Origin of the sequence: Enterobacter cloacae complex sp. CDL013, from assembly GCF_049238805.1 — a bacterium.
Classification (GTDB): Bacteria; Pseudomonadota; Gammaproteobacteria; order Enterobacterales; family Enterobacteriaceae; genus Enterobacter; species Enterobacter hormaechei_C.
This window is the reverse complement of record NZ_JBMKGT010000005.1, coordinates 222567-237164: the sequence shown is the minus strand read 5'-3', so window position 1 is coordinate 237164 and position 14598 is coordinate 222567. Positions and strand designations below refer to the sequence as shown.

General features: G+C 54.8%; 13 protein-coding genes. 8 read left to right on the top strand and 5 right to left on the bottom strand.

Translation table 11 applies throughout. The features are described 5' to 3' along the window. Position 1: 1 nt before the first annotated feature. Positions 2–1045: a selenide, water dikinase SelD gene (selD, locus tag ACOTXD_RS11785; RefSeq protein ID WP_058648310.1), complete on the bottom strand. Its 1044-nt coding sequence runs from the start codon at positions 1043–1045 to the stop codon at positions 2–4. Between the two features lie 116 nt (positions 1046–1161). After that, positions 1162–1713, bottom strand: coding sequence for an NAD(P)H nitroreductase (locus tag ACOTXD_RS11780; protein ID WP_023324479.1), 552 nt, complete (start codon positions 1711–1713; stop codon positions 1162–1164). A gap of 167 nt (positions 1714–1880) precedes the next feature. Between ACOTXD_RS11780 and sppA the strand changes: the two genes are divergently transcribed. The 4 genes from sppA (at position 1881) to ACOTXD_RS11760 (ending at position 6943) form a co-directional block, all read left to right on the top strand. Further along, on the top strand, positions 1881–3737 hold the full coding sequence (gene sppA / locus ACOTXD_RS11775; protein ID WP_045346458.1) for a signal peptide peptidase SppA: 1857 nt from the start codon (positions 1881–1883) through the stop codon (positions 3735–3737). 62 nt (positions 3738–3799) lie between these two features. Beyond that, entirely contained in the window at positions 3800–4816 is a 1017-nt protein-coding gene (gene ansA / locus ACOTXD_RS11770) for an asparaginase (protein ID WP_023303507.1), read from the top strand. Between the two features lie 9 nt (positions 4817–4825). Then, positions 4826–5467: a bifunctional nicotinamidase/pyrazinamidase gene (gene pncA / locus ACOTXD_RS11765; RefSeq protein ID WP_022650870.1), complete on the top strand. Its 642-nt coding sequence runs from the start codon at positions 4826–4828 to the stop codon at positions 5465–5467. Between the two features lie 219 nt (positions 5468–5686). Further along, positions 5687–6943 (top strand): glycoside hydrolase family 18 protein, encoded by a 1257-nt coding sequence (locus tag ACOTXD_RS11760; protein ID WP_022650869.1) that lies wholly within the window; start codon positions 5687–5689, stop codon positions 6941–6943. Between the two features lie 60 nt (positions 6944–7003). Here ACOTXD_RS11760 and ACOTXD_RS11755 read toward each other — a convergent pair whose 3' ends face one another. After that, positions 7004–7282, bottom strand: coding sequence for a YeaC family protein (locus tag ACOTXD_RS11755; RefSeq protein WP_003857863.1), 279 nt, complete (start codon positions 7280–7282; stop codon positions 7004–7006). Positions 7283–7323: 41 nt separating this feature from the next. Then, complete coding sequence (gene msrB / locus ACOTXD_RS11750) at positions 7324–7737, bottom strand: peptide-methionine (R)-S-oxide reductase MsrB (protein ID WP_003857865.1); 414 nt, start codon at positions 7735–7737, stop codon at positions 7324–7326. A 341-nt stretch (positions 7738–8078) separates the two neighbouring features. On the opposite strand from msrB, the gene gapA reads away from it, so the two are divergent. Together gapA and ACOTXD_RS11740 are read left to right on the top strand one after the other, a co-directional pair. Continuing rightward, positions 8079–9074, top strand: coding sequence for a glyceraldehyde-3-phosphate dehydrogenase (gapA, locus tag ACOTXD_RS11745; RefSeq protein WP_023324475.1), 996 nt, complete (start codon positions 8079–8081; stop codon positions 9072–9074). A gap of 74 nt (positions 9075–9148) precedes the next feature. Beyond that, positions 9149–10033, top strand: a complete 885-nt coding sequence (locus ACOTXD_RS11740) for a D-hexose-6-phosphate mutarotase (protein ID WP_023324474.1) — start codon at positions 9149–9151, stop codon at positions 10031–10033. A gap of 66 nt (positions 10034–10099) precedes the next feature. On the opposite strand, the gene ACOTXD_RS11735 is transcribed toward ACOTXD_RS11740, so the two are convergent. Next, entirely contained in the window at positions 10100–10846 is a 747-nt protein-coding gene (locus ACOTXD_RS11735; RefSeq protein WP_421766414.1) for a MipA/OmpV family protein, read from the bottom strand. Positions 10847–11278: 432 nt separating this feature from the next. On the opposite strand from ACOTXD_RS11735, the gene yeaG reads away from it, so the two are divergent. Then, positions 11279–13213: a protein kinase YeaG gene (gene yeaG, locus ACOTXD_RS11730; RefSeq protein ID WP_006809140.1), complete on the top strand. Its 1935-nt coding sequence runs from the start codon at positions 11279–11281 to the stop codon at positions 13211–13213. An 89-nt stretch (positions 13214–13302) separates the two neighbouring features. Then, positions 13303–14586 (top strand): YeaH/YhbH family protein, encoded by a 1284-nt coding sequence (locus tag ACOTXD_RS11725; RefSeq protein ID WP_017384692.1) that lies wholly within the window; start codon positions 13303–13305, stop codon positions 14584–14586. Positions 14587–14598 lie beyond the last annotated feature (12 nt).

Genomic DNA, 14598 nt, shown 5'->3' with positions numbered 1-14598 from the left:
ATTAACGGATCTCAATCATCGGGCGACCACCGCGGGCGGTCACCAGCTCGCCAATGGCCGTCAGGGTGATGCCAAACTCGGCAGCCGTCGCCTGAACGTCAGCTTCAGCTTCCGGCGTCACCGCCAGCAGCAGACCGCCGGAGGTTTGCGGATCGCACAGCAGGTTACGCCATGCTTCCGGCATTTCGCCCATTAAATGGCCGTAGCTGGCGAAGTTGCGCTGCGTCCCGCCCGGCACCGCGCCCTGAGCAATGTACTCTTCCACGCCCGGCAGTTTCGGCACATCCTGATACCGGACCTGCGCCTGCACGCCTGCGCCCTGACAGACTTCAGAGAGGTGCCCCAGCAGACCAAATCCGGTCACGTCGGTCATGGCCTTCACGCCGTCGATATTGGCGAATGCCGCACCGGCGAGGTTCATCTGGCACATCACTTCCGTTGCCAGACCAATATGCTCGGGCTTCAGCAAGGACTTTTTTTCTGCGGTCGTCAGTACGCCAACGCCCAGCGGCTTGGTGAGAAACAGTTTGCAGCCCGGTTGCGCCGTGCTGTTGCGCTTCACGCGTTCGGTGGGCACCACGCCGGTGACGGCCAGGCCGAAGATCGGCTCCGGCGCATCGATAGAGTGACCACCGGCCAGGGCAATACCCGCCTGCTGGCAGGCAAAGCGTCCGCCTTCAATCACGTCGCGGGCAATTTCCGGCGGCAGGGTGTTAATCGGCCAGCCCAGAATGGCGATCGCCATGATCGGTTTCCCGCCCATCGCAAAGATATCGCTGATGGCGTTGGTGGCCGCAATGCGTCCGAAGTCGAATGGGTTGTCGACAATCGGCATAAAGAAGTCAGTAGTGCTGATAATGCTGGTGCCGTTACCTAAGTCATAAACCGCTGCATCGTCACGCGTTTCGTTACCGACAAGCAGGTTCGGGTCGACAAACTTCGCCTGCTCACTGTGCAGGATGGTTTCCAGCACTTTCGGGGAAATTTTACAACCGCAACCGGCTCCGTGGCTGTATTGCGTTAAACGAATGGTTTGCTCGCTCATGGACGTCTCCTGTCATCTCAATCGCGCTATGGTAGCGCTCATTCCATAAAGAGGTAAGTATGACTGTCTGAATTCTGCGGCGGATGCTCAGAATCCAGACAGTTTAGCGCGGGTAATTAAAAACGGCTGACGAAAGGCGTGGTGTCCGGCACGCTGATGGTGCTGGAGGCTTTAAGCTGCGGGGTGCCGAGATAGAGGAAGCCGACAATTTTATCGTGCTCGCCACAGGCAAAGCCATCACGCACGACCGAACTTTCGGTCAGCGGTCCGGTGCGCCAGATGCCATTGAAGCCCTGCGCGACGGCGGCCATTTGCATTGCCATTACCGCGCAACCGGCAGACATCTCCTGCTCCCAGACCGGCACTTTATGATCGGCCTGGCATTTTGCGACTACCGCGATGATCATCGGCGCACGGAATGGCGCGTTGCGGGCTTTATCAATCCCCTTCTCATCCTGGCCTGCGGCAACAGCCCCCTGCTCCAGCAGCTGGCTGAAGCGGCCGCGCCCTTCGCCTTCAATAATAAAGAAGTGCCACGGCTGCAATGTGCCATGGTCCGGCGCACGCATTCCGGCACGCAGAATGTTTTCCAGCTGCTCGCCGACGGGTGCCGGTTCGGCCAGGCGGGAAGCGCTACGACGGTTAACAAGCAGTTCAAGTGCGTCCATTGGTTAACTCCTTTCATGAAATTTACTCACAAAATTAACACGACAGCAGAATTTGTTACAGCCTGGCAGGCGATTCCTGCTGACAAGTGGCGGTTGGGTCATTACGATAACCGCACATTACCGTCCCGTGGCGACGGAAACAGTCCTTTTCTGGTTAGGGAGAATACATGCGAACCCTTTGGCGAATCTTTGCCGGTTTCTTTAAATGGACGTGGCGACTGCTCAACTTCGTCCGCAACCTGGTGATGAACATCTTTTTCATCTTCCTGGTCCTGGTATGCGCTGGTATCTGGATGCATATCAGCAACGCAAACCAGTCGCAGCATTCGACGCGCGGCGCACTGTTACTCGATATCACCGGGGTGATTGTTGATAAGCCATCGACCAGCAACCGTCTGGGCGTGATTGGCCGCCAGCTGTTCGGCGCAACGTCAGACCGTCTCCAGGAAAACTCCTTGTTTGATATTGTCGACACCATCCGTCAGGCCAAAGACGATCGTAACATTACCGGTATCGTGTTGGACCTGAAAGATTTTGCCGGCGCCGATCAGCCGTCAATGCAGTACATCGGTAAAGCGCTGCGCGAATTTCGCGACAGCGGTAAACCGGTTATTGCCATTGGCGACAGCTACACCCAGGGGCAATATTATCTGGCGAGCTTTGCCAATAAGATCTGGCTTTCGCCACAGGGCACGGTCGATCTGCATGGCTTCGCCACTAACGGTCTGTACTACAAATCGCTGCTCGACAAGCTGAAGGTCACTACCCACGTCTTCCGCGTCGGGACCTATAAATCCGCCGTGGAGCCGTTTATCCGCGATGATATGTCCCCTGCCGCTCGTGAAGCGGACAGCCGCTGGATTGGCGAGCTGTGGCAGAACTACCTCGGCACCATTGCCGCTAACCGTCAGATTACCGCTGAGCAGGTCTTTCCGGGCGCGCGCGGCGTGCTGGACGGCCTGCGCAAGGTGGACGGCGATACAGCGAAATACGCGCTTGATAACAAACTGGTCGATCAGCTGGGTTCCAGCGCTGAAATTGAAAAAGCGCTGACCAAACAGTTCGGCTGGAGTAAAGAGGACAAAAACTACAGCGCCATCAGCATGTATGACTACGCCGCGAAAAAATCGGACGACAGCGGTGACAGCATCGCCGTGGTGTTTGCTAACGGGGCCATTATGGACGGGGAAGAAACGCCGGGGAACGTCGGCGGAGACACCACCGCGTCGCAGATCCGCGATGCGCGCCTGGATCCGAAAGTGAAGGCAATTGTCCTGCGGGTGAACAGCCCTGGCGGCAGCGTCAGCGCCTCTGAAGTGATCCGTGCTGAACTGGCCGCCGCGCGCGCCGCAGGCAAGCCGGTAGTGGTCTCGATGGGCGGCATGGCGGCTTCCGGGGGGTACTGGATCTCGACGCCAGCCAACTACATCGTGGCTAACCCAAGCACGCTGACCGGCTCGATTGGCATCTTCGGTGTGATCAACACCGTTGAGAACAGCCTGGATTATCTCGGCGTCCACACCGACGGCGTTTCCACCTCGCCGCTGGCAGACGTGTCCGTTACCAAATCCCTGCCGCCTGAGGTGTCTGAGATGATGCAGCTCAGCATTGAGAGTGGCTATAAACGTTTCATCACGCTGGTTGCGGACTCCCGTAAAAAGACGCCAGACCAGATTGACCAGATCGCGCAGGGCCACGTCTGGACCGGCCAGGATGCGAAGAGCAACGGTCTGGTAGACAGCCTGGGTGATTTCGACGACGCCGTGAAGAAAGCGGCGGAGCTGGCGAAGCTCAAGCAGTGGCACGTGGACTATTATCAGGACGAACCGACGTTCTTCGATATGGTCATGGACAGCATGTCCGGCTCCGTCCGTGCCATGCTGCCGGACGCGCTTCAGGCTTATCTGCCGGCGCCGGTGGCGACCGCGGCGAAAGCCATGAAAGCGGAGAGCGACAAGCTCGCAGCCTTTAATGATCCACAGAGCCGTTACGCGTTTTGCCTGACCTGCGCGAACGTGCGTTAAAAACCGTCCCCTCTTCCCGTGAAGAGGGGATTTTTTCTTTTGAAGAACAAGAACTCATTACCATGCAGAAGAAATCAATATATGTCGCCTATACCGGCGGTACCATCGGTATGCAGCGCTCAGAAAATGGCTATATCCCGGTTTCCGGCCACTTGCAGCGCCAGCTGGCGCTGATGCCTGAATTTCACCGTCCGGAAATGCCGGACTTTACCATCCACGAATATGAGCCGCTGATGGACTCCTCCGACATGACGCCGGAAGACTGGCAGCATATTGCGGATGATATTAAAGCCCATTACGACCAGTACGACGGCTTCGTGATCCTTCACGGTACCGACACCATGGCGTTCACCGCCTCGGCGCTCTCCTTCATGCTGGAGAACCTGAGCAAGCCCGTCATCGTGACCGGTTCGCAGATCCCGCTGGCGGAACTGCGTTCAGACGGGCAGATCAACCTGCTTAACTCCCTGTACGTGGCCGCTAATTACCCGATCAACGAGGTAACGCTGTTCTTCAACAACCGACTGTACCGCGGGAACCGTACCACTAAAGCGCACGCCGATGGCTTTGACGCTTTTGCCTCACCTAACCTGCAACCGCTGCTGGAAGCGGGGATCCATATCCGTCGTCTGGGCACGCCGCCCGCACCAAATACGGCAGGCGAGTTGATCGTTCATCCGATCACCCCGCAGCCGATTGGCGTGGTGACGATTTATCCGGGGATCTCCGCCGACGTGGTGCGCAACTTCCTGCGCCAGCCGGTGAAGGCGCTGATCCTGCGCTCCTATGGTGTGGGTAACGCCCCGCAGAACGGTGAGTTCCTGAAAGAGCTTCAGGAGGCGAGCGATCGCGGGATTGTGGTGGTCAACCTCACCCAGTGTATGTCCGGCAAGGTCAATATGGGCGGCTACGCCACCGGTAATGCTCTGGCTCACGCAGGCGTGATAAGTGGTTTCGATATGACCGTTGAGGCAACGCTGACTAAACTTCACTATTTACTGAGTCAGGATCTGGATATTGATTCCATTCGCCGCGCCATGATGCAAAACCTGCGCGGTGAACTGACGCCGGACGAATAAGGAGATCCCATGAAGCAACGCGCCCTGTTACTGGTCGATTTGCAAAATGATTTCTGTGCGGGTGGTGCGCTGGCCGTCGCGGAAGGCGACAGCACCGTAGACGTCGCGAATTCGCTGATTGCGTGGTGTAAAGCTCGTGGTGAAGCGGTGGTGGCGAGTCAGGACTGGCATCCGGCAAACCACGGCAGCTTTGCCAGCCAGCACAACGTTGAGCCTTACAGCCAGGGCGATCTGGACGGGCTGGCGCAAAACTTCTGGCCCGATCACTGCGTGCAGCAGACGGAGGGCGCTGAGCTGCATCCGCTGCTGAACCAGAAGGCCATCGACGCGGTGTTCCACAAAGGTGAAAACCCAACCATCGACAGCTACAGCGCGTTCTTTGATAACGGTCATCGTCAGAAGACGGCGCTGGACGCGTGGTTGCGCCACCATGAGATCACCGAGCTGATTGTGCTGGGCCTGGCGACGGATTACTGCGTGAAGTTCACCGTGCTGGATGCGCTCCAGTTGGGCTATACCGTGAATGTCATCACCGACGGCTGTCGCGGGGTAAATATTCAGCCGCAGGACAGCGCTCAGGCGTTTATGGATATGGCAGCAGAAGGCGCAACGCTGTATACGCTGGCTGACTGGATGGAGACGCAGGCGTAAGCTTTTTAGCCGGGTGAAGGCTTAGCCTTACCCGGCCTACTTTCTCTGGTTTTGTAGGCCGGGTAAGCGTCAGCGCCACCCGGCATTTCTTCCCCAATCCCCATAAAGTGAACTCCCTCGCATCACAAGCGAAACGGCGATGCTATTCTCTTCAGGCTGTTTTTTCGCCACGCCTTTTCTGTGGCGTGGTTATTTTTATTCAGTCAAAGAGGAACTTATATGAAACGTTTGCCCTTGCTGGCAGCATTACCCTTGCTTTGCGCGTCACTGGCTTCCGCCGCGCCCCTGATGTCCGTGGGTTACTTCAATGGGGGTGGCGATGTTACCGCCGGACCGGGTGGCGATATTAATAAACTGGACGTCCGCCAGATCACCCACCTCAACTACTCGTTTGGTCTGGTCTATAACAACGAGAAAGACGAAACCAACGCCGCGCTGAAAGATCCGGCAAAACTGCATCAAATCTGGTTATCACCTAAGGTGGCATCCGATCTGGCGTTACTTCCTCAGCTTCGTAAACAAAACCCGAACCTGAAAGTCCTGCTTTCCGTTGGCGGCTGGGGGGCGCGTGGTTTTTCTGGCGCAGCGGCAACCAAAGAGAGTCGCGCGGTGTTTATTCGCTCCGCGCAGGAGATCGTCAGTCAATACGGCCTGGACGGGATCGACCTGGACTGGGAATATCCGGTCAACGGCGCGTGGGGACTTGTCGAAAGCACCCCTGCCGACCGGGATAATTTCACCGCGCTGTTAAAAGAGATGCGTGACGCGTTTGGTAAGAAAAAGCTGGTCACGATTGCGGTGGGCGCGAATGCGGAAAGTCCGAAAAGCTGGGTGGATGTGAAAGCTATTGCCCCCCTGCTCGATTACATCAACCTGATGACCTACGACATGGCGTACGGTACTCAGTATTTTAACGCGAATCTGTATGACTCCAGCGACTGGCCAACGGTAGCTGCCGCAGACAAATACAGCGTCGAGTTTGTGGTGAATAACTATCTGGCCGCCGGGCTGAAGCCGCAGCAGATGAATCTCGGAATTGGTTTCTATGGGCGCGTGCCGAAACGTGCCGTAGAGCCAGGGATCGACTGGAGCAAACCAGACGCGCAAAACAATCCGGTGACGCAGCCCTACTTCGGGCCGCAGGAACTGAGCCTGTTCAAATCGCTTGGCTATGATCTGACCAAAGATACCTATGTGAAATACAACGATATCGTCCGCAAGCTGCTGAACGATCCGCAAAAACGCTTTACCGAGCACTGGGACGAACAGGCGAAGGTGCCGTGGCTGTCGGTGAAATCCGCCGACGGGAAGGCGCTGTTTGCGATTTCCTATGAGAACCCGCGCTCCGTGGCGATCAAAGCGGATTACATCAAGGAGAAAGGACTTGCCGGCGCCATGTTCTGGGAGTATGGGGCTGACGACGAAAACCAGCTCGCGAAACAGCTGGCGGAGTCGCTTGGGATCCCGCATCAGTAGTAAGACAATCAAGCCCTCTCCCTTTGGGAGAGGGTTGGGTGAGGGCATAAACCCGCACCGTTATTGCATTTTCATCGTCGCAATCGGCTTCGGCGTGATGCCGAAGTCTTCTTTCAACTCGCGCTTGCTTTTCATCACCATCTGACCGTTAGTGTCGATGGTCATGTGCTGGGCGTCGGTATTGTGACGCGCCTGCCACAGCATCACCAGCTGCAAGCTGTTCTCTTTTTGCTCAGGTGTGAGCGCCACACCGTCCGGCCATTTTCCCAACTCAACGGCCGTCACCAGACGCTGATAAACCTCCGGGGTCATACCTGCAATCATGTCATCAATATTCATGATCTCTCCCTTTCAAAGGAATAATTTGCTGAATCGTTTTTTCAACCCTTGGTCTGGTCGCCGTTTTCATCATCGGTAAAGCTCATGGAAGCCGAATTTACGCAGAAACGCTCCCCCGTCGGCTGCGGGCCATCCGGGAAGACATGCCCGAGATGGGCGTCGCAGTTCCCGCAACGAATTTCGGTGCGCACCATGCCGTGCGAGGTGTCCGTCAGGTAGCGGATCGCATCATCGCTGACAGGCTCGTAAAAACTCGGCCAGCCGCAGCCAGAATCGTACTTCGTCTGGGAGTTAAACAGCGGTGCATCACACACCAGGCAGTGGTAGACGCCTTCCCGTTTATTGTGCAGCAAACGCCCGGAAAACGGCGGTTCTGTGCCGTGATTTTGCGTCACGTAAAACTGCATCTCTGTAAGGTTTTTTTTCAAATCGTCGGGGTTACGTTGGTTCGACATATGCTTACATCTCGCTGTTGAAACAGACATCTTTTAACCCAGATTCTAACAAAACATTAACACCCGCGCGTGCACTTTTGTTCTAAACTTATGTGTCGCGAAAAGGCGGTCAGGCAATTGTGATCAATTTCACATTTTAATCCTGCGAGGCCTTTAAAATTCCGGGCGCAGCCCCCATGTGGTTGCTAGCTCAAAGGGAAAGTGAGGCGAGTCAGTCGCACAAACGTTAGTCACAGGATTGATTTGTCGCAATGATTGACACGATTCCGCTTGACGCTGCGTAAGGTTTTTGTAATTTTACAGGCAACCTTTTATTCACTAACAAATAGCTGGTGGAATATATGACTATCAAAGTAGGTATCAACGGTTTTGGCCGTATCGGCCGTATTGTTTTCCGTGCTGCTCAGGAACGTTCTGACATCGAAATCGTTGGTATCAACGATCTCCTGGACGCTGAATACATGGCGTACATGCTGAAGTACGACTCAACTCACGGTCGTTTCGACGGCACCGTTGAAGTGAAAGACGGCCACCTGGTTGTTAACGGCAAAACCATCCGCGTTACTGCTGAGAAAGACCCAGCTAACCTGAAATGGAACGAAATCGGTGTTGACGTTGTAGCTGAAGCTACCGGTATCTTCCTGACCGACGAAACTGCACGTAAACACATCACTGCGGGTGCGAAGAAAGTTGTTCTGACTGGTCCTTCCAAAGACAACACCCCAATGTTCGTTCGCGGTGCAAACTTTGAAACTTACGCTGGCCAGGACATCGTTTCCAACGCATCCTGCACCACCAACTGCCTGGCACCGCTGGCTAAAGTTATCAACGACAACTTCGGCATCATCGAAGGTCTGATGACTACCGTTCACGCAACCACCGCTACTCAGAAAACCGTTGATGGCCCGTCTCACAAAGACTGGCGCGGCGGCCGTGGCGCGGCTCAGAACATCATCCCATCTTCTACCGGTGCTGCTAAAGCAGTAGGTAAAGTACTGCCAGAACTGAATGGCAAACTGACTGGTATGGCGTTCCGCGTTCCAACTCCTAACGTATCCGTTGTTGACCTGACCGTTCGTCTGGAAAAAGCTGCTTCTTATGAAGAAATTAAGAAAGCAATCAAAGCTGCTTCCGAAGGCCCAATGAAAGGCGTTCTGGGTTACACCGAAGACGACGTTGTATCTACCGATTTCAACGGCGAAGTGTGCACTTCCGTGTTCGATGCTAAAGCAGGTATCGCACTGAACGACAACTTCGTGAAACTGGTTTCCTGGTACGACAACGAAACTGGCTACTCTAACAAAGTACTGGACCTGATCGCTCACATCTCCAAATAAGTTGAGATGAGTGCTTGATCCTAAAAGGCGACTTCGGTCGCCTTTTTTATTGTTTTTAGACAGAGGATTGCTTAATGATTAATAAAATTTTTGCACTTCCGGTAGTCGAACAACTTACCCCTGTGCTCTCCCGCCGTCAGATTGACGGTGCCGATATCATCGTCGTTGATCATCCGCGCGTTAAAGCCTCCGTCGCGCTCAACGGCGCCCACCTGCTCTCCTGGAAACCAGAAGGTGAAGAAGAAGGCCTGTGGCTGAGCGAGGCCACCTCGTTCAAAAGAGGGGCGGCGATCCGCGGCGGCGTACCGATTTGCTGGCCATGGTTTGGCCCGTCAGCGCAGCAGGGATTACCGTCTCACGGTTTCGCCCGTAACCAGCAGTGGACGCTGAAAGCCCACAACGAAGATGAAAACGGCGCGGTGTTGACCTTTGAGCTCCAGGCGAATGATGAAACGCGCGCCCTGTGGCCACATGAATTCACCCTGTATGCCCGCTTCAAGCTGGGTAAAACCTGCGAGATTGAACTGGAAGCGCACGGCGAATTCGAAACAACGTCCGCCCTGCACACCTATTTCAACGTAGGCGACATTCAGGCCGTTAAGGTGAGCGGACTTGGCGATACCTTTATCGACAAAGTGGATAACGCGAAAGAAGGCAAGCTGGACGACGGCGTGCAGACTTTCCCGGATCGTACCGACCGCGTATACCTGCACCCGGAAGCCTGTAGCGTCATCCACGACAGCGCGCTGAACCGCGGTATTGATGTGGTTCATCACCACCACAGCAACGTAGTGGGCTGGAACCCGGGCCCTGCCCTTTCCGTCAGCATGGCGGATATCCCGGATGACGGTTACAAGACCTTCGTCTGCGTGGAAACCGCGTGCGTGACCGCGCCGCAGAAAACCAGCGAAGAAAAACCGTCCCGCTTAGGCCAGACGATCAAGATTGTGAAGCGCTAATATTGTTCAGGCATCATAAAAAACAAACGGGGCGCAAGCGCCCCGTTTTAATGCATTACGTTCTGGTCAGAACTTGTAGGTCACACCTACAGAGAAGATGCCAGACCAGGACTTGTCGACCATCGGGCTGTCTTTCACTTCATCGCTCAGACGAATGTAACGGCCAGTACCGTACACATTCCAGTCACCGAGGAAGTTATACGATGCGGTGAGTTCCAGGTACGGGTCCCAGCCATCATCCGCGCTGTAGCTATTCAAACCACTGCGGCGAGACTCCGCTTTAGACACGCCATAGTAGTAGTCGTTGTAATTTTCGCTGCTGTACTGCACACCGATACCCGGCGTCAGCGTCACTGCGCCGTTGGTATAGCGGTAAAGCCACGCCAGATCCCAGATGAAGCCGTTGCTGTTGTCCAGGGTATCGCCCGCCAGCGCAGTGCGCAGGAAGCCATACTCGGTATTATGGACGTAAGAAAGCCCCGCTATCAGTGAGCTTCTGCGTTTGTCCAGTTGACGAAGCGCATTGCTGTCGCTGTCGCCTGGTTTAAAGTGCGTTGGGTCGTAATAGGCCATGATGGAGAGCTTATCGGCCGTATCGTTCCACAGATAGTAGCCGCCGCCCAACCCACGGAACCAGAAGTTATCGCCTTCATAGGTGACAACGGGGACAGGATAAACGTCGCGGTCATACTGCTTGTACGGGCTGTTAATCACGCCAGCACCCGCGCCAACAGTCCACTGGCTCTCAGCCTGTACGGTGCTCGCTGCGGTAGCGGCAAGGATGCCCAATGCCAGAAGTTTGAGTTTGGTCACAATCCATTCTTTCCTGTAGTCAAATAATCAGCGGGTGAAGTGTAACCGCCATTCCCGTACATCCCAAAATTTTTTGCGCACTAATCCGTTTGATTAACCCGTTATTTTTCATTTTTCAGATGACATCCCGCTTTCATTTATGTGACCGATAAATGAAAAACCCGCTTTTCGCTTATAACCGCAGTGGAAATTTTTGGATGAGTTATTGATATGTCATTGAAAGTAGATTTTATCCGTATGCAAGTTTTGCAATTGCCATCTACGCTTTAATTTAAGAAGAGGTTTTGCTGAACACCCTGCGGTTCATAGCCTTCGACCTGGCACACAGGTTGCTGCTCTGGCAGTGAGGTGCGAAAAATTCTCTTCCGGGAGCCTCCACTACTCATACGAACGGCTCTTATCCTGTGCTAAAAAACGAAAGGACGGCATGCCATGAATATATTCGATCACTATCGCCAGCGCTACGAAGCTGCCAAGGACGAAGAGTTCACACTGCAGGAGTTTCTTACCATTTGTCGGCAAGATCGCAGTGCCTATGCCAATGCGGCAGAACGGCTATTGATGGCTATTGGTGAGCCAAACATGGTTGATACTGCCCTGGAGCCACGGCTTTCCCGTCTCTTTTCGAATCGGGTGGTCGCCCGATACCCGGCGTTTGAAGAGTTCTATGGCATGGAAGATGCCATTGAGCAGATCGTCTCCTACCTGAAGCATGCCGCTCAGGGGCTGGAAGAGAAGAAGCAGATCCTTTACCTGCTGGGTCCTGTCGGTGGGGGTAAATCCTCCCTGGCTGAACGGCTGAAAGCGCTGATGCAGCGCGTGCCGATCTATGTGCTGAGCGCCAACGGCGAGCGCAGCCCGGTCAATGACCATCCGCTGTGCCTGTTTAATCCGCAAGAGGATGCGCAAATTCTGGAAAAAGAGTTTGGCATTCCGCATCGCTATCTCGGTACGATCATGTCGCCGTGGGCGGCAAAACGTCTGCACGAGTTTGGCGGGGACATTACCAAATTCCGCGTCGTGAAAGTGTGGCCGTCTATCCTCGAGCAGATCGCCATTGCCAAAACAGAACCCGGTGACGAGAACAACCAGGATATCTCGGCGCTGGTGGGTAAAGTCGATATCCGTAAGCTGGAGCATCACGCGCAAAACGACCCGGATGCCTACGGCTATTCCGGTGCGCTGTGCCGTGCCAACCAGGGGATTATGGAATTCGTCGAGATGTTTAAAGCACCGATCAAAGTGCTGCATCCGCTGCTGACCGCCACCCAGGAGGGGAACTACAACGGGACGGAAGGTATTTCCGCCCTGCCGTTTAACGGGATTATCCTTGCCCACTCTAACGAATCTGAATGGGTGACCTTCCGTAACAACAAAAACAATGAGGCGTTCCTTGACCGTGTGTACATCGTCAAAGTGCCTTATTGCCTGCGGATCTCCGAGGAGATCAAGATTTACGAAAAACTGCTCAACCACAGTGAGCTGGTCCATGCCCCTTGCGCACCGGGAACGCTGGAAACGCTGTCGCGCTTCTCGATCCTGTCGCGCCTGAAAGAGCCGGAAAACTCCAGCATCTACTCAAAAATGCGCGTGTATGACGGCGAAAGCCTGAAGGATACCGACCCGAAAGCGAAATCGTACCAGGAATACCGCGATTACGCCGGGGTCGACGAAGGGATGAACGGTCTGTCGACGCGTTTCGCGTTTAAGATCCTCTCCCGCGTCTTTAACTTCGACCACGCGGAGGTGGCCGCCAACCCGGTACATCTGTTCTACGTGCTGGAACAGCAAATTGAACGTGAACAGTTCCCACAGGAGCAGGCTGAACGCTACCTGGAGTTCCTGAAAGGCTACCTGATCCCGAAATACGCCGAGTTCATTGGCAAAGAGATCCAGACCGCCTATCTGGAATCCTATTCCGAATACGGCCAGAACATCTTCGACCGGTACGTCACTTACGCTGACTTCTGGATCCAGGATCAGGAGTATCGCGACCCGGATACCGGCCAGCTGTTTGACCGTGAATCCCTGAACGCGGAACTTGAAAAAATCGAGAAACCAGCCGGGATCAGCAACCCGAAAGACTTCCGAAACGAGATTGTGAACTTCGTGCTGCGCGCCAGAGCGCATAACAACGGCCGCAATCCGAACTGGACCAGCTACGAAAAACTGCGCACGGTTATAGAGAAGAAAATGTTCTCTAACACGGAAGAGCTGTTGCCGGTCATCTCGTTCAACGCCAAAACCTCAACCGACGAGCAGAAAAAGCACGACGATTTTGTCGACCGTATGATGGAAAAAGGCTATACGCGCAAACAGGTCCGCCTGCTTTGTGAATGGTATCTGCGCGTGCGTAAATCGTCTTAAAACAAGTGCCCGGTAACGCGCTTACCGGGCCAACAAAATGTCCGGCACTTACGGACGCTGCAAGTTGGCAAATGCAGTACGGGGGATATATGACCTGGTTTATTGACCGGCGTCTTAACGGCAAAAACAAGAGCACGGTGAATCGCCAGCGCTTCTTGCGCCGTTATAAAGCGCAAATTAAACAGTCGATCTCCGAGGCCATCAACAAACGCTCGGTGACCGACGTCGACAGCGGCGAATCCGTCTCCATCCCCAACGATGACATCAGCGAACCGATGTTTCATCAGGGGCGTGGCGGCCTTCGCCACCGTGTACACCCAGGTAATGACCACTTCGTCCAGAATGACAGAATCGAGCGTCCCCAAGGCGGAGGCGGCGGTTCTGGCAGCGGTCAGGGGCAAGCCAGCCAGGACGGAGAAGGCCAGGATGAGTTTGTCTTCCAGATTTCAAAAGACGAATATCTCGATCTGCTGTTTGAGGATCTGGCCCTGCCGAATCTGAGAAAGAATCAGCACCGTCAACTCAACGAATACAAAACCCATCGTGCGGGCTATACCGCAAATGGGGTGCCCGCCAACATCAGCGTGGTGCGTTCACTGCAAAACTCGCTGGCGCGACGCACGGCGATGACGGCAGGCAAACGGCGCGAACTGCGCGAGCTGGAAACCAGCCTGAAAGTAGTGGAAAACACGGAACCGGCGCAACTGCTGGAAGAGGAGCGCCTGCGAAAAGAGATTGCCGAACTGCGGGCGAAGATCGACCGGGTGCCGTTTATCGACACGTTCGACCTGCGCTACAAGAACTACGAAAAACGCCCTGAGCCTTCCAGCCAGGCGGTGATGTTCTGCCTGATGGACGTGTCAGGTTCAATGGATCAGGCCACCAAGGATATGGCTAAGCGTTTTTATATTCTGCTCTATCTGTTCCTGAGCAGAACGTATAAGAACGTGGAGGTGGTCTACATCCGCCATCACACTCAGGCGAAAGAGGTGGATGAACATGAGTTCTTCTACTCGCAGGAGACCGGTGGCACCATCGTGTCGAGCGCCCTGAAGCTGATGGATGAGGTAGTGAAGGAGCGCTACGATCCGGCGCAGTGGAACATCTACGCCGCGCAGGCATCGGATGGCGATAACTGGGCGGATGACTCGCCGCTGTGTCATGAAATTCTGGCGAAGAAGATCCTGCCGGTGGTGCGTTACTACAGCTACATTGAAATTACCCGTCGCGCCCACCAGACGCTATGGCGTGAGTATGAGCATCTGCAAGCGATGTTTGATAACTTTGCGATGCAGCACATTCGTGACCAGGATGACATCTATCCGGTCTTCCGGGAACTGTTCCAGAAACAGTCATCCACCAGCAACGCATGACCCAACAGCCAG